Annotated in this window: 24 protein-coding genes and 2 pseudogenes; 3 read left to right on the plus strand and 23 right to left on the minus strand. The window is 50.9% G+C overall.

The genetic code is table 11. The features are described 5' to 3' along the window. Positions 1-74: 74 nt before the first annotated feature. The 14 genes and pseudogenes from LKD71_RS08175 to LKD71_RS08240 all read right to left on the minus strand — a co-directional run. Positions 75-605: pseudogene (locus LKD71_RS08175) on the minus strand (MT-A70 family methyltransferase); the annotation flags it as partial. Next, on the minus strand, positions 602-1,396 hold the full coding sequence (locus LKD71_RS08180; RefSeq protein ID WP_227615043.1) for a DNA-methyltransferase: 795 nt from the start codon (positions 1,394-1,396) through the stop codon (positions 602-604). The pseudogene LKD71_RS08175 and the gene LKD71_RS08180, both read right to left, overlap by 4 nt. Then, positions 1,386-1,934 (minus strand): septation protein SpoVG family protein, encoded by a 549-nt coding sequence (locus LKD71_RS08185; RefSeq protein WP_227615044.1) that lies wholly within the window; start codon positions 1,932-1,934, stop codon positions 1,386-1,388. The genes LKD71_RS08180 and LKD71_RS08185 overlap by 11 nt, the downstream gene beginning before the upstream one ends. 53 nt (positions 1,935-1,987) lie before the next feature. Continuing rightward, the gene (locus tag LKD71_RS08190; RefSeq protein WP_227615045.1) at positions 1,988-2,854 is read right to left on the minus strand and encodes a VirB6/TrbL-like conjugal transfer protein, CD1112 family; all 867 of its coding nucleotides are present in this window, start codon (positions 2,852-2,854) and stop codon (positions 1,988-1,990) included. Between the two features lie 9 nt (positions 2,855-2,863). Beyond that, a pseudogene (locus tag LKD71_RS08195) lies at positions 2,864-2,944 on the minus strand (Maff2 family mobile element protein); the annotation flags it as partial. An 89-nt stretch (positions 2,945-3,033) separates the two neighbouring features. Further along, complete coding sequence (locus LKD71_RS08200; RefSeq protein WP_007884068.1) at positions 3,034-4,698, minus strand: recombinase family protein; 1,665 nt, start codon at positions 4,696-4,698, stop codon at positions 3,034-3,036. Positions 4,699-4,704: 6 nt separating this feature from the next. Next, the gene (locus tag LKD71_RS08205) at positions 4,705-4,902 is read right to left on the minus strand and encodes a hypothetical protein (protein ID WP_006858666.1); all 198 of its coding nucleotides are present in this window, start codon (positions 4,900-4,902) and stop codon (positions 4,705-4,707) included. Positions 4,903-5,144: 242 nt separating this feature from the next. Continuing rightward, complete coding sequence (locus tag LKD71_RS08210; RefSeq protein WP_007884071.1) at positions 5,145-6,437, minus strand: virulence-associated E family protein; 1,293 nt, start codon at positions 6,435-6,437, stop codon at positions 5,145-5,147. Between the two features lie 13 nt (positions 6,438-6,450). Next, positions 6,451-7,092 carry a CHC2 zinc finger domain-containing protein gene (locus tag LKD71_RS08215; protein WP_014081132.1) on the minus strand — a complete coding sequence of 214 codons (642 nt, stop codon included), beginning with the start codon at positions 7,090-7,092 and terminating at the stop codon, positions 6,451-6,453. Positions 7,093-7,156: 64 nt separating this feature from the next. Beyond that, complete coding sequence (gene mobQ / locus LKD71_RS08220) at positions 7,157-8,746, minus strand: MobQ family relaxase (protein ID WP_006859284.1); 1,590 nt, start codon at positions 8,744-8,746, stop codon at positions 7,157-7,159. 152 nt (positions 8,747-8,898) lie between these two features. Then, positions 8,899-9,258 carry an SdpI family protein gene (locus LKD71_RS08225; RefSeq protein WP_117841576.1) on the minus strand — a complete coding sequence of 120 codons (360 nt, stop codon included), beginning with the start codon at positions 9,256-9,258 and terminating at the stop codon, positions 8,899-8,901. Positions 9,259-9,545: 287 nt separating this feature from the next. Continuing rightward, positions 9,546-9,848 (minus strand): DUF3847 domain-containing protein, encoded by a 303-nt coding sequence (locus LKD71_RS08230; protein ID WP_006859273.1) that lies wholly within the window; start codon positions 9,846-9,848, stop codon positions 9,546-9,548. Next, on the minus strand, positions 9,845-10,177 hold the full coding sequence (locus tag LKD71_RS08235) for a hypothetical protein (RefSeq protein ID WP_006859272.1): 333 nt from the start codon (positions 10,175-10,177) through the stop codon (positions 9,845-9,847). Before LKD71_RS08235 ends, LKD71_RS08230 begins: the two co-directional genes overlap by 4 nt. Next, on the minus strand, positions 10,178-10,363 hold the full coding sequence (locus LKD71_RS08240) for a hypothetical protein (protein ID WP_033118356.1): 186 nt from the start codon (positions 10,361-10,363) through the stop codon (positions 10,178-10,180). Positions 10,364-10,898: 535 nt separating this feature from the next. Here LKD71_RS08240 and LKD71_RS08245 point away from each other — a divergent pair. Beyond that, positions 10,899-11,720 carry a helix-turn-helix domain-containing protein gene (locus LKD71_RS08245; RefSeq protein ID WP_006859270.1) on the plus strand — a complete coding sequence of 274 codons (822 nt, stop codon included), beginning with the start codon at positions 10,899-10,901 and terminating at the stop codon, positions 11,718-11,720. A 44-nt stretch (positions 11,721-11,764) separates the two neighbouring features. Here LKD71_RS08245 and LKD71_RS08250 read toward each other — a convergent pair whose 3' ends face one another. The 9 genes from LKD71_RS08250 to LKD71_RS08290 all read right to left on the minus strand — a co-directional run bounded on the left by LKD71_RS08250 (position 11,765) and on the right by LKD71_RS08290 (position 18,740). After that, a complete protein-coding gene (locus tag LKD71_RS08250) occupies positions 11,765-12,190 on the minus strand; it encodes a hypothetical protein (RefSeq protein ID WP_227615046.1) in 426 nt (141 codons plus the stop codon). A 43-nt stretch (positions 12,191-12,233) separates the two neighbouring features. Further along, positions 12,234-12,761 (minus strand): hypothetical protein, encoded by a 528-nt coding sequence (locus tag LKD71_RS08255; RefSeq protein WP_117841577.1) that lies wholly within the window; start codon positions 12,759-12,761, stop codon positions 12,234-12,236. A gap of 221 nt (positions 12,762-12,982) precedes the next feature. Next, positions 12,983-13,192, minus strand: a complete 210-nt coding sequence (locus LKD71_RS08260; RefSeq protein ID WP_015514784.1) for a helix-turn-helix domain-containing protein — start codon at positions 13,190-13,192, stop codon at positions 12,983-12,985. 136 nt (positions 13,193-13,328) lie between these two features. Next, positions 13,329-13,487 (minus strand): Maff2 family mobile element protein, encoded by a 159-nt coding sequence (locus LKD71_RS08265; protein ID WP_044927226.1) that lies wholly within the window; start codon positions 13,485-13,487, stop codon positions 13,329-13,331. 98 nt (positions 13,488-13,585) lie between these two features. Beyond that, positions 13,586-15,439, minus strand: coding sequence for a VirD4-like conjugal transfer protein, CD1115 family (locus LKD71_RS08270; protein WP_227615047.1), 1,854 nt, complete (start codon positions 15,437-15,439; stop codon positions 13,586-13,588). Beyond that, positions 15,426-15,902, minus strand: coding sequence for a PcfB family protein (locus LKD71_RS08275; RefSeq protein ID WP_331466417.1), 477 nt, complete (start codon positions 15,900-15,902; stop codon positions 15,426-15,428). The genes LKD71_RS08270 and LKD71_RS08275 overlap by 14 nt, the downstream gene beginning before the upstream one ends. Positions 15,903-15,948: 46 nt before the next feature. After that, positions 15,949-16,662, minus strand: coding sequence for an antirestriction protein ArdA (locus tag LKD71_RS08280; protein WP_227615048.1), 714 nt, complete (start codon positions 16,660-16,662; stop codon positions 15,949-15,951). Beyond that, entirely contained in the window at positions 16,662-17,003 is a 342-nt protein-coding gene (locus LKD71_RS08285; protein WP_015560029.1) for a DUF7768 domain-containing protein, read from the minus strand. The genes LKD71_RS08280 and LKD71_RS08285 overlap by 1 nt, the downstream gene beginning before the upstream one ends. Before the next feature lie 285 nt (positions 17,004-17,288). Continuing rightward, positions 17,289-18,740, minus strand: a complete 1,452-nt coding sequence (locus LKD71_RS08290; protein ID WP_227615049.1) for a ParB/RepB/Spo0J family partition protein — start codon at positions 18,738-18,740, stop codon at positions 17,289-17,291. 215 nt (positions 18,741-18,955) lie between these two features. Here LKD71_RS08290 and LKD71_RS08295 point away from each other — a divergent pair, with 215 nt between their 5' ends. Both LKD71_RS08295 and LKD71_RS08300 read left to right on the plus strand, forming a co-directional pair. Then, positions 18,956-20,044, plus strand: a complete 1,089-nt coding sequence (locus LKD71_RS08295) for a DUF5688 family protein (RefSeq protein WP_195456758.1) — start codon at positions 18,956-18,958, stop codon at positions 20,042-20,044. 947 nt (positions 20,045-20,991) lie between these two features. After that, the gene (locus LKD71_RS08300; protein WP_177273869.1) at positions 20,992-21,336 is read left to right on the plus strand and encodes a TnpV protein; all 345 of its coding nucleotides are present in this window, start codon (positions 20,992-20,994) and stop codon (positions 21,334-21,336) included. The last annotated feature ends 801 nt before the right edge of the window (positions 21,337-22,137 follow it).

Raw genomic sequence — 22,137 nt, forward strand, 5'->3', positions numbered from 1 at the left:
CCGTCCGCTCCGTTGTTCCTCCTCTCCCCACAAAATCGCTGATTTTGCGGGGGCTCCATGAGCCCAAAGTCCGGGATCGTGCTTTTCACTTCATTTCCCCACACCTCCCAGCCGGGCGGGGACTGTCTGGCAAAGAGCTCCACCCGGGGCAGGTCGCCCATAAGGGCCACGATTTTTTCCCGGGCCTCGTCCGGCTTTTTGCTGTGGGCTTCAATCGGGGAAATGATAAACTGATGGATATTTGCCGCCTTCCGTTTGGGATGGCCCTTGGTAGCCAGCAGGCAGATTTCCGCATTTCCCCTCGTCCAGAAGCCAAGACCATAAAACCAACTGTCCGCCTTTTTATTCTTTTTCAGCCAGACAAAGGCCACCGACTTATAGCGAAAGCCCCACGCCTCTATGAGCCGCAGGGCCTCCGGGAGCTGGGGGAAAGTCGCCCACAAAAAAAGTGCGCTGTCCGGGGCGGCCAGATCAGCCACCGGGAGCGCACACAGCTCGTCAATCCCCATTGTGGGATAATGGTTTTCTGCCGCCCCCTGTACTTTATTGCGCTGGTACTGCCAAGGGGGATCGGCGTAAATGATAGAATAGTTTCCGATAGTCATACTCCTTTCTGCCCGGCTTTGACCGCCTCAGTAGCCAGCCGGATGCGTTCTGTAGCTGGGGCGTAAAAGGCCGGGGCGGTTTCAAAGCATACAAAGCGGCGGCCTGTATTGACAGCAGCCACAGCAGTCGTGCCGGAGCCAGCGCAGATGTCTGCCACCAGCTCCCCGGGCCGGGTATAGGTTCTGATGAGATACTCGCACAGCTCCACGGGTTTCTGCGTGGGGTGGACGGTACGCTGTACGGAAGAAAAGGCCAAAAGGTTTCCGGGGAAACGAAGGCCATCCTCTGATCCGCTGCTGGAACACAGGAATTTTCCATAGTTGGGGCTGTTGTCCCCTGTCCGGGAAATTTTCTTATAGGGCTTGCCCTGTTCAAACTGCGGATCGTAATAGGGCAATTTTTGATAAAACACCAAAATGTTTTCCGTCCGCTTTAAGGGAGCCCGCCTTGCATTGAGAAAGCCAGTACACCTGCTTTTGTACCACACCCATTCATAGCGGAGCATAGAGAGGTTGGATGCCCCCAGCACCTTATCATAGGGGCATTGTGCGAAAAACAGCACTGCGCCATCCGGCTTGACAGCCCACTTGACCGCCTCCCACAGCTCCGGGAGCGGAAGCGGCACATCCCAAAAGTTCCGGGTAGTGCCATAGGGCGGATCGGTAAGGAGCATATCAACCGAGTGCTTCGGCAAAGAGCGCAGCCCTTCAATCCCGTCCATCAAAAACAGCCCCTCCGGGCAGGCTGGAGACTTCGGGACAATTTGTCTCGAGGTCACATCACCTGTCATCCCGGGCCTCCTTTTTCTTTGCCGGGGCGGTTCGGGCGGCATTTTCCTTCCCGGCCTCCCTTGCGGCCTGTGCCATCTGCTCCTTGATCGGGGTGGGGCGGACTGCCTCGGCCCGGGCGATGAGCTTTTCCACCGCTGAATGGTACGCCTGGGCTCCCGCCGCATTGAGCCGCTCCTGGGTGGCCCGGTCATTGACCCGCACCGTGGAGCGGTAGCCCGTCCTGCTGGTGGGATCGGGTTTGCTGGGAGCCCCGAGGAAAATCCCGTTCTTGCCATCCACCACCTTGAAATCGTCGATCACTACACCGCCATAGTTGACGCTGGCAAAGCCGATGAGCTTGCCTTGGGGCTCAATCGGGCGAACCGTAACTTCGATGGGAACAGCGGCCTCCTGCAAAATTGCGTCCGTCCGCAGCTTAACTGCCTCGTCCACCGTCACGCCTTTTACCTCGGCCAGCTCCGCAATCGGCGCATCAAACAGCCAGCGCCGCTCCTCGGCGGCGATCTGTTCCGGGGTTAATATGACATCCTTATCCAAAATCGTTTCCTCCTTTCCCGGCCTCGGGACAAATTGTCCCGAAGTCCGTCCGTTTAATGCGCCCCGAAGATGCGCTGGGCGATGCCGCCTGTCTTAAACAGCATGAAGCACAGAAGAACCGTATAGCCTACGGTTCCCCATATCGCTCCAATCGGATCGCCGCCTGTGGTGATGCCCTGGACGAGCACCGCATAGATCGCAACACAGACCAGTATGAGCATCCCTTGAAAGCCCACGGCGAACAGGGATTTTAGGTAGTTCTGCCCTGTACCGCCCAGCTCCCGGTTGGAAAGCGTGGCAACGGGGAGAGGGGCCAGACTGGTCATTAAATATATTTCAATCATTCTTCCGTACACCAGAACGAAAATGATGATCCCCATGATCTGCATGGTCAGCCCGATCACAGAGGACTGGAGCCACAGGCCAAGGAGCGGCCCCAAGTCCATGCCCTCCAGCGTGGTTTCCAGCTCTACCAACATATCCGGCGTAATGTCGGTGGAGCCTTGGATGAGCCCCGCCGCATCCGCAATCACGCTCTGCGACACATCGAACACCGCCATGACAATATTAAAGGTGTTGGAAAGAATGAGGATGGCACAAGCGGTTTTGAATACCCATTTGTAGATATTCGCCACATCAAACTCGTGCATATTGTTCTTTTCCAAAAGCATCTGTATCAGCTCGTAGGTGGCAACAAAGGTCAGCACCAATCCGGCAATCGGCAGGATCACCGTTTCGGAAAGCTGGCGGATGAGGGAGAAAACCCCGGCGTTCCATGCCGCCGGGGTAGTCCCTACCTGTACCGCAATCTCTCCGACTTTGGCATTGACGGTATCAAAGAGCCCTTCGAGGTTCCCCATGATGCCGCTGATCAACAGCTCTTTCAGCCAGTTCGTGAGCCAGTCGGTGAGAAAATCCATAAGCCCTCCTTAGAACAAGCCAGACAGCAGGGGGATCAGCGTGGTTCCCAAAAGGATGATGCCGCCGCCAGCCATGAGCTGTTTCATACCAAAATAGGTGTAAAACTCTGCTCGATGGCGGGCGGCGGCGTGTCAAGAAATTTATGGAATTTTTTTAGAACCGCCCCGGCGGGAACAGGTCAGGCCGTGACCTGTTCCACCTCCGGGATGGGTTTGAGATTAAAATGAATTTCAATAGAAATGTGTCGTGTCTTATCGCTGTCGATGTGTTCATGGACAACGATTTCTTTAATCAGACGGTTGAGGGTGGCAGCGTCCAGCTCCGTGATGTCGGCGTATTCCTGAATGGCGTCCACCCATTGCTTGGCGTCCACGGCAAGGCGGATTTCATCAGCCAGCTTCCTGCGCCCCTGTTCAACCCGTTCCTTTAGTTCAGCCTGTTCCTTCTGCGTCTTATCCAGCATGAGATTGAAGTTTGCTTCGCTGATACGTCCGGCAACCATGTCCTCATAGAGCCGCAGCACCATTTTTTCCAGTACCTCAATCCGTTCCTCGTGCTTCGTCAGGGAACGCTCCAACGCTTCCCGCTGGCCTTTCTGCTCGGCTTCACAGGTGTTGGTAAGCCGTCCGGCAACAGCTTCCCCGTCCATCAGGGCGGCCTTCGCACATTCCCGGATTTTGTTCAGCACAAGGCGGTAAAGGGTTTCGTACTCCACACGGTGCTGGGTACAGTGCTGTTTCCCATAGGCATTATAGGTCTTACAGGAATAAATCTGCTTCGGGTGCTTGTCGTTGGTGTAGCGGATAGTCAGTGATTTCCCACACTCGCCACATTTGAGAAGCCCCGCAAACAGGCTGATTTCCCCGGTCTGGCGGGAACGCTGCCGGGATTTCAGCTTGTCCTGCACGATGTCAAAGCTCTTGCGGTCAACAATCGGCTCATGCCGTTCCTCCACCACAATCCAGTCCTGCGGCTTTTTTTCCCCGATGGTGCCGATTTTGAAGCGGTAGTCCTTCTTCTGGGAAGCGATAGCCCCGGTATAGACGGGATTCATCAGGATGTCCTTGATTACCGAAAAATCCCACATATACCGCCCGTTTACCGGGTCTTTCTTTTCCCATTTAGTGCGGACATTGCGGAAGCCCCGTTCCCGGTTCCACCATGTAGGGCAAGGCACCTTCTGTTCTTCCAGCCTGCGCCGGATAAAGTTCGGGCCGTGTCCTTCCAGCGCCCAGCGGAAGATTTGCCGGACAATGGGGGCGGTTTCCTCGTCCACCAGCAGATGGTTTTTGTCCTCCGGGTCTTTCTGATACCCGAAAGGGGCGATACAGCCGGTAAACTGGCCTTGCTGGGCTTTCAGAAGGTAAGAGGAATGTACCTTCTTGGAAATATCCTTGCTGTACATCTCGTTGAGGATGTTCTTGAACGGCGCAATGTCGTTATTCTCCCGCATGGTGTCGATACCGTCATTCATGGCGATATAGCGGACGCCGTGGCGGGGAAAGAAGTCCTCAATGAGTGTGCCGGTCTGCAAATAATTTCTGCCCAACCTCGATAAATCTTTCGTTATGACAAGGTTTATCTGCCTGCGCTCGATGGCTTTGAGCATCCGTTTCAGGTCGGGGCGCTCCATGTTCAGCCCCGTGTAGCCATCGTCCTGATAGACTGCCACAACCTCCCATCCCTGCTTTTCGCAGTATTTTTCCAGCATATCCCGCTGGTTGGCAATACTGGCGCTCTCCCCGTCAAGGTCATCGTCTTTGGAAAGCCTGCAATAGATGGCTGCCCGGAAGCTGCCTGCCAGTATTGCGTCCATGTCTGTATATTCATATCCGTTCATCATAACCGTTTACCCGCACAATCCAGACGGAACACGGTTCTTCTGAACCTCATCCTTATTATACTCTAAATCTTGTGTTTTCGCAAGATTTTCTTTGCTGGTATTCTGCCCATATTTTTGGGCAATCAGGCTCACAAAGACGTCTGTGGCGTCCAGTTCGCCGTCAAAAACTGTGGTAACATGAATCTCTGTTTTCGTTTTTGCCATAGGCAGTTATCCTCCATAATAGAATAAGCCAGACAAGGAGAAGGTCGGCAACGAAGTCCGGCAACGGGCTTCAAAAAACCTGAAAACTATCTCTGTCTGGCAGTTTGGCTCTTATTTTTATTTTCTTTTATTTTTCTGTTGTTTTGGTTGCTGATAAGGGGAAAAGCCCGCAGTTACGGGGGGTTTCCCGGCAACCGGCTCGGCAACGGGAGTGCAACAGGGTCGGCAACCGGCTGCATTTTTCAGAAGGGAAGCTCCATCTGTTCCGTGACTTCCTCAAATCCTTCCGGGATTTTTTCAGCTCCGTTGCTGATGTCCGTTGCTTTCGTTTCACGCTCCCAGCCCTTTTGCCTGCCGTATTCCGGGAACACACGGGGGTTGGAAAAGTAATTCCAGCCCGTCACGCAATGGTTCATGATGTCGTTGACTTCCCGGATTTCCCATTGCTTCGGCTCGTCAAAGGGGTGGTTCAGGGCTTCCTTGAAAAGCTGCTTGGAACACACCATGCCGCCGGTATAGCGGTCAAGGTATGCCTGTATCATCCCGGCCTTGGTGTCCTCCGGCATGAAATCCCGCTGGTGTTCTTTGAGATAGCGCACCATTTCCGGGCTGAAAGACAGCTTAAAATCCCCGCTGCGGTAAACCGTCATGGCTTCTGCCCAGACCTGTGCAAGATAGGCTCTGGAAGCGGCTTCGTCCTCCAAAATGTGAACCTCGGCCTGTTCCGGGTACACCATGACCGGCAGGAAGCGCCGGTTGCCGGAACGGTCAAGGGGCAGGAAGTCAAGGGCATTGGAAGTGCCGCCGAACACACATTGCCGCAGCCTGTCCTCCGGGTGGGTTTCGTATGGGATTTTATAGACCTCCTTCTGTCGGCTTAAAAATGACTTGATTTCCTCAATGCTCTTGGCATTGGCGGTGGCAATCATCTCCGACATCTCGATAATCCAGTGGCCTTGCAGCTTGCGGTACACGTTATCATCATCCAGCTTCCGCAAATCATCGGAAAACCACTCGTCTTTTACTGCCAGCAGCCGGAAAAAGGTGGATTTCCCGGCTCCCTGACCGCCCACCAGACAGAGCATGACTTCAAATTTACAGCCGGGGCAAAATGCCCGGTGGATGGCTCCCAGCAGGAACAGCCGCAGGGCTTCATAGGTGTACTGGTCGGTGTCGGCTCCCAGAAAGTGGCGCAGGCAATAGCGGATACGCTCCTGCCCATCCCATGAAAGGCCGTTCAGGTAGTCCCGGACGGGGTGGTAGCCGTTTTCATTGGCAACAATCCCGATGGCGGCGGTAATCTTTTTCTCACTGGTAAGCCCATAGGTTTCTTCCAGATACAGGAGCAGATAGTTCATATCCGTGTCCGTGATGGCGGTGCCGATGCGGTGGTAGCCGATGGGCTTTACAATGTCCACTCGCTCGGTCAGCAGATTTTTTGCGATTGCCCCGGAAAGCAGCGGGTCATTCTGAAAGACGGTCAGGCAGTTGCGGATACTGTTGCGGACGCTGCCTTTCTCGGTGCTTTCCAGCATGGCCTTTACTTCCTCAATGCTCCGGGGCGGGGCTGCTTCTTGTATGGTCTGTTCTGCGGCCTGCCGTATCTTGGGCGGCAAGCTCTGCCATTCGTCTTTCAAGATTGCTCACTTCCTTTCCATAGTCAACGATAAGGACTGCCCGTTCCTCCATATCCGGGGAGAGCAGCACATCCAGCAGATATTCCACATGGGATTGCTTCTGCAAGGCTTCCACAAAAAGCGGGTGCCATGCTTCTTCCGGCATCTTAGGGGCATAGTCCCGTTTCCAGCGGCGCAGAAGATGGTAATAATCGGACAGCACCCGGAAGCAGTAACGCTCCATGCGGCAAAACCGCTGCTCCGGGGTTTCCTGCCGGGGTTTGGGTTTTCTCCTGCCGGGTGGTTCCCTGTCCTCATAGGGGATGGAGAACTCCTGCGCCAGCATGAGGGCGGCTTCCTTCGGACTGACAGCTTCCAGACGGGAAACAAAGTCAATCACATCCCCGTCTGCCTGACAGCCGAAACAGTGAAAGCGCCGGTCAACCTTCATGCTGGGGTTTTTATCAGCATGGAAGGGGCAGACACACATCCCGTTTCGTCCCACCCGGATTCCAAAATGCTCCGCAGCCTGCCGGGTGGTAACAGACTGCTTGACAGCTTTAAATACATTCAAATAAATCCTCCTGAAAATAAGAAAAGCGCCTGTCATTCTCGAAAAAGAAAATAGCAAGCGCCTATTAAAGTTCCATATCCTGTTTTTTCTCTGTGCGGGGCTGCTTCCGTTTCTCGGCCTGTTCTTCCCGGATACGCTGCGTCCGGCCTTTGACTGCCTGCTGGATGGACGGTTTCTTTCCCGGCTCGGCGGTCTGGCGGTACTGTTCAGACGGAAGAACCTGATTGAGCCAGTGACGCACATCCCGGAGAATCTTCACATCCTCCTGTAATGCGGACAACCGTTCCTTATATCCGGCAACTTCTCCGGCAAGCTGTGTCTGTTCCTCATTCAGCTTTTTAATGCTGTACTTCTTCTCCTTCAAATGCACCTTGAAATAACGGATAGCGGCATTATAGGCGTCCAGCTCGTCCCGATGGGCGGCGGCAAACTGTTCCCGTGGCTTCTTAAACCGGATGGCAGCATACTCCACATGAACCGGCTTATGGGCTTCAAAGTTGGCGATATGGGAAAGCAGGGTGTTGATTTCTTTCATACGCTGTTCTTTCGGCTTCATCTCTGCCCGGATGGAAACGGCCTGCCCGCTGACGGTATCCAGATAAGCGTCCAAACTCTGCACAGTGGACAGCTCCTTTTCCCGCAGATAGCGGATAGCTTCCATAACCTTGTTGAAATCGGCAACGCTGCCTGTAAGCTGGCCTTTGCTTGTCCAGCCTGTACGTTCCTCCCGGCGCAAATCCAGATATTTCCCCAGCAGCTCCGGCAGGGTGGGTTCCTTCGATTCCTGCAAGGCTTCCAGCAGGGCGGCTTTTTTCTCCTTCAGGTCTGCAATCCAGCCTTTCAGGTGGCGTACCATCTGCCGGATAGATTGCATAAGGGAATTGGCGGCTTTGATGTCCCGGTTCAAGTTGCCGATGTTGGTCTGTATCCCTCGTTTCTCCATCTGGCTGACTGCTGGCCCCATATGGACGGTGGGGATTTTATCAAGCCCCTGCCGTTCATAGGAACGAAGGTCAAGGCGCTCCGGGCGTCCGTTGGCTTCCAGATAGCGGTTAGCGGTAGCCGCCCAGCCCTGCCGCCAGATCTCTCCGTACTTCTGGTCGTTCCAGTCCACGGTATCCTCCTTGTGGCTTTTCCAGCTCCCGGACGGGAGCCGGATACGCTCGCCGTTCTCGTCAAGGTCATAAACCTTCCGGCTCTTGGGAAGCCATTTCCCGTTTTCGTCCATTGCCCGCATGGTCAGCAGGATGTGGGCGTGGGGATTCCCATTCCCTTTGTCGTGGATGGCAAAATCGGCAATCATGCCTTTAGAAACAAAAAACTCCCGGCAGTAGTCCCGGATAAGGTCGGCGTGCTGTTCCGGGGGGATTTCCCTCGGTATGGCAAGCACGATTCTCCGGGCAAGCTGGGAGTTCCATTGCTTCTCGATAGCTTCGGCGGCGTTCCACAAAGTATTGCGGTCTGCATACGCTGGTGGGGCGTGGGGCGGCAGCATGATTTCTGTATGGACAATCTCGCTTTTATGGGAATAGTATTTCTGCTTCTGGTCGTACTCGGAAAACAGCCGTTCCCCACTCTGGTAGGCGGCAGACGCAACGGCTGACTGGTGGTTGCTGCGCTGGATTATTTTTATATCATGGTGTGGACAGGGCATAGCGTTCCTCCTTCCTGTGGTTGATTTTGGGCAAAAGAAAAGCAGGAAACCGTTTCTGATTTCCTGCTTAGTGGTGTCGCTGGTAGGCGATTAGTATTCAGTTTTGAAGGTTCGGGTCAGGTTGGCTCGATGATGGAAAGCTGTCTAATAGCTTAAAAGTTTTTGTTCGCAAATTTACTTGTAATTCCAGTTTCTGTTTTATAAAATCCAAAAATCAGAAAAATAATTCCAACAACTACTCCTGCAAATACGGTAGTCTGTGTAGAAATATTAAGAAGAAGTAAGGATATACACAAAACGATTTCTACCAAACCTAATGTTTTGCCAATACCAATAAAAATATTAGGTGCTATGCTTTGTGCATAATCCCAATGCTCTTGTGACTTCCGAGATGTAGGCGTATTGTATCCGTTACCGGATGTTATATCTTTTACCGGGTGCTTCTTTAAGATATATCCTACAAAAACCATAACAAAGGGTATGATGAAATTCAAAGCAATCAATCCATACATAAAACCATCTCCTTAGATAGTGTTCGTCATTAGCTTTATTATACTACGGGCAGTCCTGTTTTGGAATAGATAAATTGTAAACTTGCTGGACGGGAACAGCTTGCAGCGCAAGGTGTTCCCGGGCGGCAAGTCCACAAAGGGGTAGCTGGCGCAGCCAGCGCAGGGGAAGTGTAGCGTCCCCTGTGATGATTGGAAGCAGCCGCAACGGTGCTGAAAATCATCCGCTTTCCGCAGGAAGCCCCCGGCAGGGCGCAACGCACCGGCTTGACCGGTGTATAGTTGCGCCCTTACTCCGTAAGGGATTCCCCGGCTACCCGCCCTTTCACGCTTTCTGCAACTATTTCCTTCATGCCACTTTGAGAAAATGCCTGTTTCAGAATGTCCATCACATCCTCGTCTGTCAGCACTTCCGGCCTTAAAAGGAAACTTTCCAGCATAGCTCCTCTGGTACAGAGCCGGTGCGTCCGTTCCTTCCGGGTAAGCTGCTTCACCTGGTGTTCCAGTATTTTTTCTTCATGCTGCGCCCGCCGCAGTCTGGCTTCGCCTTTGGCAATCTCCTGATTCAGCTTTTCCAGCTTCTCATTTATCATGGCAGCCCTCCTTTGGGAAGCAGCGTGTAAATGCGGTTTGGTTCTCCCACACCCCGGCGCACCCGCAGGATAAGCCCGATGTCCTCCAATTCTTTCAGGGAACGCTTCACAGTGACGGGGCTGCGGGAGAGGGCTGCCGCTAATTCCATGATAGGAAAACGGACAAACAAAATGCCGTTGCTATCCTCTATCCCTGCCGTAAGGGTGGTGTTCAGCAGACGGGCATACATGACTTTTGCTGTGCTGCTGATCGGCAGCCGAAGCATTGCGGCGGGTAGCGGCATACAAGGCGGCAGAACCGTGTCTGCGCTCATAAATTCAAATTCCATTTAACTGATTTTCTCCTTTCGCTTGGCTCGTTTTGACAGGTAATGGGGGCAGTCTATCACGACAGCCCGGAAACTCTGCTTGCACTTATGCTGGCACTTCCGGCACAGGTCGTTGTAGGCCACACGCCCCCGGTCATTGAGGAAGAAGGAAAGCTCCAACTTCCGTTTCTTGCTCATTCTCGGCATAGTGCCTCCTATCATAGAAAATCCGCCCATTTCAGCCGTAACAACGGGAACAGGCGGATAAAGGTTTTTGGTGTCATGTTTCGGGGCGATTTTCAAGGAAAATACGGCCATAGAGCCGCTTTGAAATGCCCCATAGTATTACGGACGGGGCAGACTACACCCCGCCGATTTGTCGTGTTTGGGTAGCGTTTTGGTATCAGTTCTGCCGGGTTGTCCTGCTGTCGTTCCTGCCCCTGAATCTCACAGCGGCGTTTCGTTCCCGTTGGTACGCTCGCTGCGGTCAAGGTTCCTCCATTTCCTTGCCGCAGGTCGTTGCGCTACATCGCCGGGGAGCATATCCCATCAGGCCGGTCATTCGATTGGAAATAATCCATCGATGAACTGACTTAATCATAGCTCATTTTTGAACCCTTTCCCGTATGTCCATAAAATAGGAAAACCGCCCCAAAATCGAAAAATTCCACGATTTCGGAACGGTATATGGTATAATAAGGAATAACAGCGGCAGCCAGCCGCAGGAAGGAGCGATGTGTTTATGAAAACCCGCATTTCCGTACAGGAACGCCTGAAAGATTTACGGGTGGAACGGGGCTTGAATCTGGAAGAACTGGCACAGGAAACCGGCATTTCAAAATCAGCCCTCGGCAGTTATGAAAACGACAACGACGAATACAAGGAAATTAACCACGGCAGCCTGTTGAAGCTGGCAGACTTCTATCAGGTGTCGGTTGACTATCTGCTCGGCCTTACCAATAATCGGAGATATGAAAACACCCCGATAGAAGAATTACATTTGAGTGATGAAGTCGTGGAACTGCTGAAAAGTGAACGCTTCAATAACCGGCTGCTGTGTGAGATTATCTCCCATGAAAAATTTAAGGAATTGCTGGCAGACGCAGAAATCTATGTGGACGGGATAGCAACCATGCACTTCCATGACACAAACAGCTCACTGGCTGCTTTACGGGCTATGGTACTGGAAGAACACCCCGAAGCTGCGGCAGACCGGGCAATCAAAGTGTTGGAAGCCTGTCAGATAGAGGAAGAAGATTTTTTCTGCCATGTGACGCACAAAACATGGGACGTCATTCTCCATGATATACGCAAGGCGCACGAAAATGACAGCGAAAGTGCGCCGGATACCACGCCTGCCGATGAACTTATACGGGAAGTACAAAAGGCCATGCAATCTCCGGGGGACAGGGTTCAGCAATTCACGGAGATATTCTGCAAGGCGTTCCGGCTCAAATACAAGCGGCTCTCACAAGAGGAACGAAGCCTTTTGAAAAAGCTGTTCAAGAAATCCCCGCTGATAAAACAGTCTGGTATGAACTTCCGGCGCAGGCCGTGGAAATAAAAACAGCCGTTGTAGGATTTTGTTCCTACAGCGGCTGTTTTTATTTATGAATCTTCTCCAACAAAAGACAGGATATTTTCATCAGTTTGTAATGTAATTGTTGCGCTTTCTGAATCATCAGAATAAACTCTTGTTCCATATACGCCTGTAACAGGCTCCTCTAAATTTTCAAAAGTTAATCCGAGTTTCGAAGAAGAATTGTCAATCTTTTCAAGCGAATATGTACCTGTCAATTCTTGTTTATGAGTGTTATCTGTTAAGATAAAACTTTTTTCTTCAAAACTCAATGTCAAATCCAATACTGGTATGTCATCATGCACTGAACCTGAGAATAACATATTACCATCTAAATCAGTAATAAATTCTAAAGACCAGTTATATGATGATACCGACCGAGTTTGGGAAGAATCACACGAACATAAGCCTACACACATAAAAAAACATACGCATATTGCCAATAACCGTTTCATTTTACCTATTACCAACCTTAATTCACAACTGTTTTGCATTTAATTAGGGAAGTGTCACAGGGTAAGAAATAGCGAAAGCTCCACCGCCTGCCAAGGCATTATTAGCGGTAGCAACACCAGAAACAGAAACCGTTCCCTTATCTCCGCTATTACCTGTTCTTCCAGTATCCACATCAGTTTCGATTGTTTCTTCACCGTCGGCTAATTCTGCAAATGCCGTATTGGTGGATTTTTTGTTCATAAGCACATTAACTGTACCAGTCATACCAGTGAACTCCGGTTTTGGAGATTCATACCACGGTACATACAACTTCACATGAACTTGAATCCCATCATCCTCATCATAAGTTGCATAAGAGTTAATACGAACATTAGCGACTGCTCTTTTGGTGACACCATCGGAAATCATAACATCGGTTAAGTATCCGTCATATTCTCCAATGACTACCGGCTGTTGAGTATCCGTTATTTCCGTTGTTGTTTCCGCTGCAAAAGCAGGAACCGCACTCACAGCAAAAAGCATACAAAACGCTACCAACGAGGTAAACAATCTTTTACTAAATTTTTTCATAAACAATGCTCCTTTCTAAAATGACCAGAACCTACATTTTTTGTATTCAGTTATTGGCAATATGCTACTAACCTGCAAGCACACTCTCAAATCATAAAATGTTTCAAATGTACTTGTTTTATTTTATGATAGCACTTATTTACATTGGGTACAATAGAAAATATACACCATTAAAATTTAATTTTTTGTGCAAATCGAATCAAATATAAAATTATATCGCTTTAGATATTGTCCTGTTCTAATTTAATCACATTCATAATACCACAATTCAAGGCTTCACAAATGCGAACCAGCGTTTCCATGCTGATATTCTTTCCCTTGCCCATGTTGGCAATCATATTTGTGGTAAGACCGGCGGCAAGCCGCAAATCCTCTTTCCTCATGCCACGCTCTTTCAGTGTGTTCCATAGTGGCTGATAACTAATGTGCATAGGCTTCCCGCCTTTCTTTCCATCGTCAAGTGTTTTATACCCATTATAGCAGAAATCTTGCGTTTCCACAATATTTCTTGACTACACCGCCGGTTCCGTCTGGATTGTGCTTTTCCTTTCTCCGCTTTTATTACATCTAATTAGCCATGAGCTGCTTCATGCCCTGGCTTTTGGAACCTGGGTTGTCCGATCCATAGCCCTCCAGCAGATTGACAACGCCCCACACGCCAAGTCCAGCGCCGAGGGCTACAACAAGAGTCTGCAAAGTATCAATAGCGGAAGTGAAAAACTGCATAGAGCCTCCTTTTCTCCGGGGTATTCCCGGCCATGAAAAAAGCCGCCATTTCTGGCGGCAGGTTACATACTTCGGGACACTTTGTCCCAAAGCCCTATTTATGCAAAGGCGTCCGGATCGTCGATGTCATCATAATTGAGGATGTCCTCGTCCTCGCTTGTGAGCCCATCGTCCGGCACAGCCACAGCATACACCTCACACAGCTCGTCCGGCCCGGGCCGCCTGCGGCGGTTAATGAGCCGGTCAAGGTCAAAGGCGTTTTTCTTTTTGTCGGCTTCAGCCGTATATCGGTAGTTCGGGTGCTTTTTCAAATCGTATTTCGGGGAATAGAACGGGGGCAGGCCCCGCAACTGCAAAATGCACTTATCCCCGGGCATGGTCGCCAGCTCGCTGGGTGTCATCAGCTCCCGGCCCAGCCGCTGGTTATTTTGACTGTAGCTTTCCGACTGACCACGGGAGCGGCTGTCCGTCTGCATGGAGATTGTAGCCTTACCCAGCCAGTTCTCGGATATTTCCTTGATGGTGCTGGCCTCCCGGCCTCCGAGGAATATCACGCTGTCCATATTTCCCAAAATGGTTTCGGCGTGTTTATCGTAAATCGCCTTACACTGAGCCAACTGCTGATAGAACAGCGTCAAGCTGATCTCACGGGAACGGATGACAGCCACGATCTTTTCAAGCTGGGGAACCTGCCCTGTGTTGGCGGCCTCGTCCCACAGCACCCGTACATGGTGGGGCAGGCGGCCTCCGTGAACATTGTCGGCCCTCTCGCACAGCAGATTGAACATCTGCGAAAAGGCCAGAGCCACAAGGAAATTATAGGTTTGCGTAGTGTCCGAGATGATAAAGAACACCGCCGTTTTCCGATCCCCGATGCGGTCAAGCTCCAGCTCGTCATAGGCCATGACTTCCCGAAGCTGAGGAATGTCAAAGGGAGCCAGCCTTGCGCCGCAGGAAATAAGGATCGACATCGCTGTTTTGCCGCTGGCTAATTTGTACTTTTTATACTGCTTGACCGCAAAACAATCCGGCTTTCGTTTTTCCAAGCCCGCAAACATATAGTCCACGGCGTTCATAAAATCCTCGTCATCCTCCTTGACCTCCATCCCGGAAATCATGTCAACCAATGTGTTCATGTTCCGATCCTCGGCGGGGCCCTCGAAAATGATATAGGCGATAAGGGCGCAGTAAAGCAGGGTTTCCGATTTTGTCCAGAACGGATCGCCTTCCTTACCTTCGCCTTTGGTGTTGGAAATGAGAGCGTCCACAAATTTAAGGATGTCGGCCTCGTTGCGGATGTACGCCAGCGGGTTATAGTGCATGGATTTTGTGAAATCAATGGAATTGAACACCTTGATCCGATACCCACGCTTTTGCAGGAAGTGGCCCACCTGCCCGAGAACGCCTCCTTTGGGATCGACACACACATAGCTGCATCCGCCGTTTTTGTCTGCGCTGGCCTGCAAAATCTGCGGGGTAAGCCAGAACCTGGTTTTGCCGGAGCCGGACGAACCGATCACACAGGCATTGAGGTTGCGGGCGTTGGCCGGATTTTTCGGGCGGGTATTCATGGTAAGGAACTCCGTCCCGGTCAGAATGATGTTGTTTTCAAACTTTGGATCTACGAAAGGGGCTATATCTTTCGGACAGCCCCAACGGGCTGATCCATACTCCTCATCCCGCCGAAATTTTTTGGCGTTTTTGCTTTTCACATAGACCATTACCCGGAACGCCACAGCCCCCACAATGCCAACGAGCCAGTCAAAGGGAGCGAGCCCCGGGGCAAAGTTGGCAAAGGCCGGGCCAATGGTCTGGCCCAGCCCCATGAGCTTATGAGCAAAATCCGCACCCGCCGCCAGACGGTAGGCCGTCCCCAGCTTGAGAAAGGCCCACAGGACAAACAGATACGGGATGTTGGGAATAAGGTATTTTTTGATGCTATCGTTCTTCACGAACCACCTCCTTTGTCCGTTCCTGTGTTTTGGGCGGTTCCTTTACAAGCTGTTCCGCCGCTTTTTTGAGTTGTTCCCGGATGGGGATGCGGCTGGATTTTGACTGTTCCAGCAGCCTGCGGGAGTACCGCTCAAAACAGGCGGTAATTGCATCCGCCTGTCCTGCCTTGAAAAACAGCAGGTATTTGTCCGGCCCGGTTTTGTAAAAGGCATAGTCCACATGAAAACGGCGGGCCATACAATCAAAGAGCTTCGGGGCCTCCACCTCGATGCTGTTCACACTTTCGCCGTGGGCCATGAGCTTTTTCACGCTCTGTCTGCCGTGGGGCCTTTGGGCTTTCTTATGCCGTTTGGCGATCTGGCGGCCCGTCGCCCGGAGTACATAGGCCAGCCCACGGGCTGTCAGCTTGCTGGCCCGGACAGAAATCGCTATGGAGCTCCGGGAAATTTCCTCATCAATCAGTTACACCGCCTCCTTTCGCCTTGGGACAAATTGTCTCGAAGTCCCGTTACCGTTCCTCATGGTGTTTTTCAGCCAGCCGCCGGAACCCCTCCTTTGAGGAACCGTCAATAATTTCTTGATAAGCGGCCATCTGCTCCCGGATCGAAAGCTGGGGGTAAGCAAAAACCCTGTGTTCAGCGGGGATGTCCTGGGGGCCGTGGTAGACCTCCCGGAAATCGTCACTTACCTTCGTCACATAGCCGCCCGGTGCAAAGTGTCCGTTTTCGTTGATGGAAATGTCCCGCCCGTATGCTTCAAAGTCAAAGTAGGGTTTTATATTGTCCGGCACTTCGAGACTTTCCATATCCTCTACATAAAGGCGGCCCAGCATTTCCTCATTGTCCACGCCGGGATGAAAGTCGTAGCAGTCCAGATTTTGCGTAAGGTTGATCAAGTCCTGCACCGAGCCACAATGCTGGCCGCTGTGCATAACCGCCTCCAGCGTTTCCCGTTCTGATGGGGAGAGCTCCTTCAGCAGATGGGCCAGGTGGTTGAGCTCGTCAATGTTTTCATACTCGCCCAGATAGTCATAAAGGCCGAGAATGTCGCTGTCAAAGGAGATAATAAAGTATTCCTGGCAGCGCACCCCGTCCACGCCGATCCGCTTTAAGAGGGACTGCACCTCCTCCGTGTTGGTGGGGAAATGCAGCGTTTCCCCCACCAGATGCCCCGCACTGTAAAGGGCAGGATTTGAAATGAAAGCCTCAAAAACAGACTCCATCAGCGTTTGCCCTGTCCCTTGACAGTCAGGATGCCCTCAAGGGTGGTGGCGGTAATTCCCAGCCGCTGGGCCACGGCAATATCATTTTTCATGGCCTCGGTCATGGTGTGGCCGCAGACCACCAGCACATGGGAGCGGCGGAGCAGGTCACGGCCCATGTCGATGCCGCTTTTATGCTCCTCGGGTACTGCGTCATTGAGAAACAGGGGCAGATAAAGGGGCGGGCAGATCGGGGAAAAGCCTGCCTCATAAACCGCCCGGCAGTAGCGGGCGGCCTGTTCTGCGTTTTCACTGTCGCCGCCAAGCCATGCGGCGGTAATGTATGCAAGGGGACGCTTCATAGTCAATACCTCCGATATTTTAATAAGAAAGTTCAGCCCAATCCCCCCGCCCTTTCCCAATCATGGGAAAGGGGGCGGCTCTGGAGGATATACCCCCGCCGCTTGCCGGGGAAATAGCACAGCCGGGGCAGACCGTCAAGGGCAGGCCGCCGTAAAACGGCGGTGCGATGCACCCTTGACAGCCCGCTCCCGGCTGTACGAAAAAACAGGCGGCGACGGGGGATATATACCACCAGAGCCATGATGCGGAGGGCAGGGCCCTCGGGACAAAATGTCTCGAAGTGGTTACTTGTCCTGCTCCATCTTTTTCGGAGCCTTCGCCAGTTCGGGCGGCTGTTTCTCTTTCCACTCGTCCAGCAAAGTCATGATCTGCTCCTTCATTTTGGCGGGAGTGGCCTCCTTGCCAAAATACTTTTCCAGTTCAGCGGTAGAAATAATCACGCCTCGATCCTCCTTTTTCTTTTCTGATAAGATGCCATCAATGACATCACCATTGAGTTTCCCGTCCTTGTCCAGCTCCCGGAGCTTTTTCGCCTGGGCCAGAGAGGGGGATGCCTGTTCTCCGTCAATGGAAACAGCGATCAGCCGCTGGTTTTTGGGGCGGATATAGGAAATCTCCACAGCGGGCATAAAGCCCATTTTTTTATCGTCCACCTTGTCCAGCAGTTCCGGCACAAGGGAGTTCAGCCGCAGATAACGCATGACCTTTTTATAGTTCATGTCGTGCGCCTCGCCCACGATCTCAACGGAGCGTTTTCCAATATCGCCCTCGGCCACATTTTTCAGCCGCCCGCCCTGGTGCTTGATGTCCTCCACTTCCAGCTCCAACAGGGCGGCCAGTTCGCTGGGGAGCGTCTGATCCCTCTGCTTGTTGCTGTCCTTCATAGCCTGTACCGCCTCGTGGTCAGTCATTTCCCGGACGATAAAGGGCATTTCCTCCAGCCCGGCCAGCTCACAACCATGATGGCGGCGATGGCCCGCCACGATCTCATAACCGTTGCCATCCTTTTCCGGGCGGGCAAGACCAGGAACCATTACGCCGTTTGCCTTGATGGACGCTACCGTTTCCTGCATTTTGGCATCGTCCCGCACCTTAAACGGGTGGGGGCGGAATGTGTGGAACGGATGCATTTCGGAAAGTTTCAGATAGACCAGCTTTCCTTCCTTCACAGGACGGGGTGGATCGGCTGGCTCAGGCGGAGCCTGTTCCGGGGCCGGAGCCGCATTTTCGGGTGGGGCCTTTTCGGGTTCCGGGGCAGCTTTAACCTCCGCAGCCTTTTTCCCACTTCGGGACAATTTGTCTCGCTTAGTCGGCGTGGCCTCGCCGGGGGCCGCCTTATCCGCCTTGGGTGGGCGGCCCTTGCGGGGCTTCGCCGCCTCCTTGCCAGCAGGCTCCGCTTGTTCTTCTTTGGAAGGACGGCCCCGGCGGGCCTTTTTCGGTTCGCCATCCCCAGCGGCTGGAGGTTCCTCCTGCGTTTTCTCCTCCGGCTCTTTTGCCGCCTCCTCTTTTTCTACCTCGGCCCGGGCTGTCTGCCGCTTTTCATTCATCAATTCATTGATTTTGTCAAAGGACACCACCACATCACCGGGCTCGGGCTGGGCAGGCCCATCCTGCTGGGGTGTGGGAGCGGCGGCCTGTTTGGGAGCCGGAGCCTGGGGCTCGTCAGCCGTAACAGGAGCGGGAGTCTCCGGGAGCTTCTCCTCACCGGGGCCTGTGTTCAATTTTTCATCTGCCATTCACTAACCTCCTTTTCGTGAAAGTTGCACAATTTTGCGAGTTAAATTTCTGTAATTATTTTTTCGCCTCCTTCCGGTCTATCCACGCAAAAAAGCCACCCGATTTGAACGCCGGGCGGCTTTTTGTGTAATGTGATAGATCAAATATTATTTTTTGTGGTTCGTAGGCTCCGAAAAGCCTTGTATTTACAGCGTTCCTAATAGGAAACAATCATATGATGAACAGAAAAGAATTTTATGAATATGTAAAAGATAATGTAAAGGCATATTTGCCAAAGTCTTATGAGGAAGGCGAGATTAAACTTCAGGAAGTTGAAAAGAATAATGGGTTGAAGCTGACAGGTATCACAATTCCAAATGGAGATCAGAGAATCGTACCGACAATCTATCTGGATTCCCTTTATCAGGAATATATCAATGGAAAAGATGTAGATTCTTGTGTTGGGGATGTAGCTGATATGCGTATTGAGGCACAGGGCAAGGCAGAATTTTTGGATATGGGAGTTCCGGATATTTTTGATTATGAAAAGATGAAGGACAAATTACAGATGAGAATTTGTGACAAGGAATGGAATACAGACCGTCTGGAAGACAAAGCATTCACAGAACATGGAGATTTTGCAGCTTATTATGCAGTAAATCTGGAGGAAAATAGAGAAGGAATCAGCAGTATTCCAGTAACTGTTTCTCTGATGAACGAATGGGGAGTATCTGTTGAACAGATTCAGGCAGATGCGATGATGGCAGATAGAAATCGTGGTGTTGTTTTGATGAACATGAATGAAATTATAAAATCCATGATTTTTGGTGAAGAACCAGAAAATCTTTTGAATGAGAAACTAGATATCGAAACGATGAGAGAGCCAATGTTCTGCTTGACGAATGCACAAAAAATGAATGGTGCGTCACTATTACTGCAGGAAGATATCCGTAAGCAGATCGGTGAGTGTCTGGGCAGTGATTATTTTGTTCTTCCCTCTTCGATTCATGAGGTGCTGATCCTTCCCGATAACGGACTGTTTGAGGTTCCAGAATTAAATGCCATGGTAAAAGAAGTCAATGAGACGCAGGTGGAAAGACAGGAACAGCTTTCGGATAAGGTTCAGTTCTGCGATGGGAAGACAGTAGTTATGGAAAATGCCGAACGCAGGGAAGCACGTCTGGAAAAGGAAAAAGCAGCCGAAAAAGCGGAAGTAAAAGGTGGAATCCATGGAAGATTGGAGAAAGCCAAGGCAGAGATCAAAGCGAAAGAGGTAAATAAAGCCCCAAAGGATAAGGCTAAGAATCTTGCCGAAGTGTTATAAGCGTAACAGTAGTAATAATTACGAGGGGACTGAGCCAAGCAGTCCCTGATTTTATGTAAAGGAGTAGCAGATGGCAAATAAATTATATGCAATGGAACAGCTGACGGAAGAGGTGGCAAAAGATGTAGCTGCCAGTCCGCAGGAATGGATGAGGTTCCTAAACACGGCATCCAGACTGTACAAATACACTTTTCCAGAACAGCTTTTAATTTATGCACAGCGACCGGAAGCAACTGCCGTAGCATCCATGGAAATCTGGAATCAGAAGATGTACCGCTGGATCAAAAAGGGATCCAAAGGGATTGCCTTGATTGACAATACTTCCGGACCAAAAACGAAACTTCGGTATGTATTTGATGTGCAGGACACTTATAAAGTGCGGAATCTTGGAAAGGATCCTCAGTTATGGAATCTTCCGGTGGAAGGAGAACAGCTGGTGGCAGATTATCTGCAGGAGCAATTATCACTGGAAGATACGGAAGGAGGACTTGCTGAAAGCCTGCATCAGGCAGCGAAGGAAAGTATGCAGGAATGGCTTCCTGATGCATTGGAAGAACTGAGACTGGACGTAACAGGGACATTTCTGGAAGAACTGGACGAACAGAATCAGGAAGTCGAATTTCGGAAACTGATGACCAATAGTGTCTGGTATGTATTACTAAACCGGTGTGGACTGGATGTACAGGAATATCTGGATGCAGAGGATTTTCGGCATATTACGGACTTCAATCAGCTGAAAATATTAGGACATCTGGGAAGTGCAGCCAACGAGATCAGCAGGCCAGTCCTGATGCAGATTGGACGGTATGTGTTGAATGATCTGGAAAATGACCTGAAAACGGTTGCAAAAGAAAAAGAAGTAGTCTATAATGAATTTAACACGTTAATTCGTAAAAGTAAAACAAATAACACAGAAAATAGAGCAGAAAATAAGGAGGAAACGGACTATGAGAGAGATCAGTTACAGCCAGAACGGAGAGTATCAGATTCCAGATATCAGCCTGGAAGAGACAAGAGGAACCATCGGGAAGTACGGAATGATGAGGAAAGAGTATCTGAGAAATCACAAGGTAGCCAGGTTCAACATTCTGACACTGCAGAACCGTCTGGACAGTCATCTGATGGAGATCGACAGTCAGGCAAGACAGAGAGTAGACAACCTGATGAACGAACTTCTGGAGAAAGATCCGGCACCAGACAAGATGGCAGACACAATGGCATGGACCAGACACATGAACCAGATCAAAGCACAGGCAGAGGAACTGGTAATTCAGGAGATTATTTACAGTTAAGCCTGTTCCCAACAGAAGAGGAACAGTTAGGAGAAATAAGGAAAGCGGCAGCTGCATTAGAACAGCCGGCCGCTTTTCTTATTTCCGATGAAGTAGTCGATCATATCCTTCGCACAGGTAGTGGGCAGAAAAATACACTGTTTCATATTACTGCAAGATTGATCGAAGGTCTGGATAATGAAGAAATGCAAAGCTTCCTGAAAGATGAATATGGCACCGGAGGAAAAGGATTTACCATAGATAATCAGAAAATCAGTATCTGGTACGACAACGATGGTATCCGTATCCGGCGAGGTGACTCTGCAAGAAGAAACTTTGACCGTATCGTTACGTGGGAAGAAGCTGCTGACAGGATCCGGGATATGTATGAGGAAGGAAATTACGTTGATAATCTTATCTCCAATAATGCTATCGAGCAGGAACAGAAAGAAATGACAGATCTTTTGGCGCTTCATTTTCGAGATACAAATAGAAATACGGAAGAATACCGGTCTTATACGGATTGGCAGGATACCATTCGGAACGCTTGGACAGATCCAGAAGGGAAAAAAGAAATCTATCAGCAGTTTGAATGGTTACAAGCGGATATGAATGAAAATCCGAGTAATTATCATCGTTGGGAAATTCAGCACAATCCAGTATATTCTCAGCGTTTTCGTGACCTTCAGAGAGATTTCTCCTGGGTGGATCAACAATTTAAAGTAGAACGTCTAGGGCTTTCCTTTATCACACAGGATGAAATTGATGCAGTATTAAGAAGAGGCGGCATTACTGCCGGAGGACGTAACCGAATCTATGAGT

This window comes from Fusicatenibacter faecihominis, assembly GCF_020686945.1.
GTDB lineage: Bacteria > Bacillota > Clostridia > Lachnospirales > Lachnospiraceae > Limivivens > Limivivens faecihominis.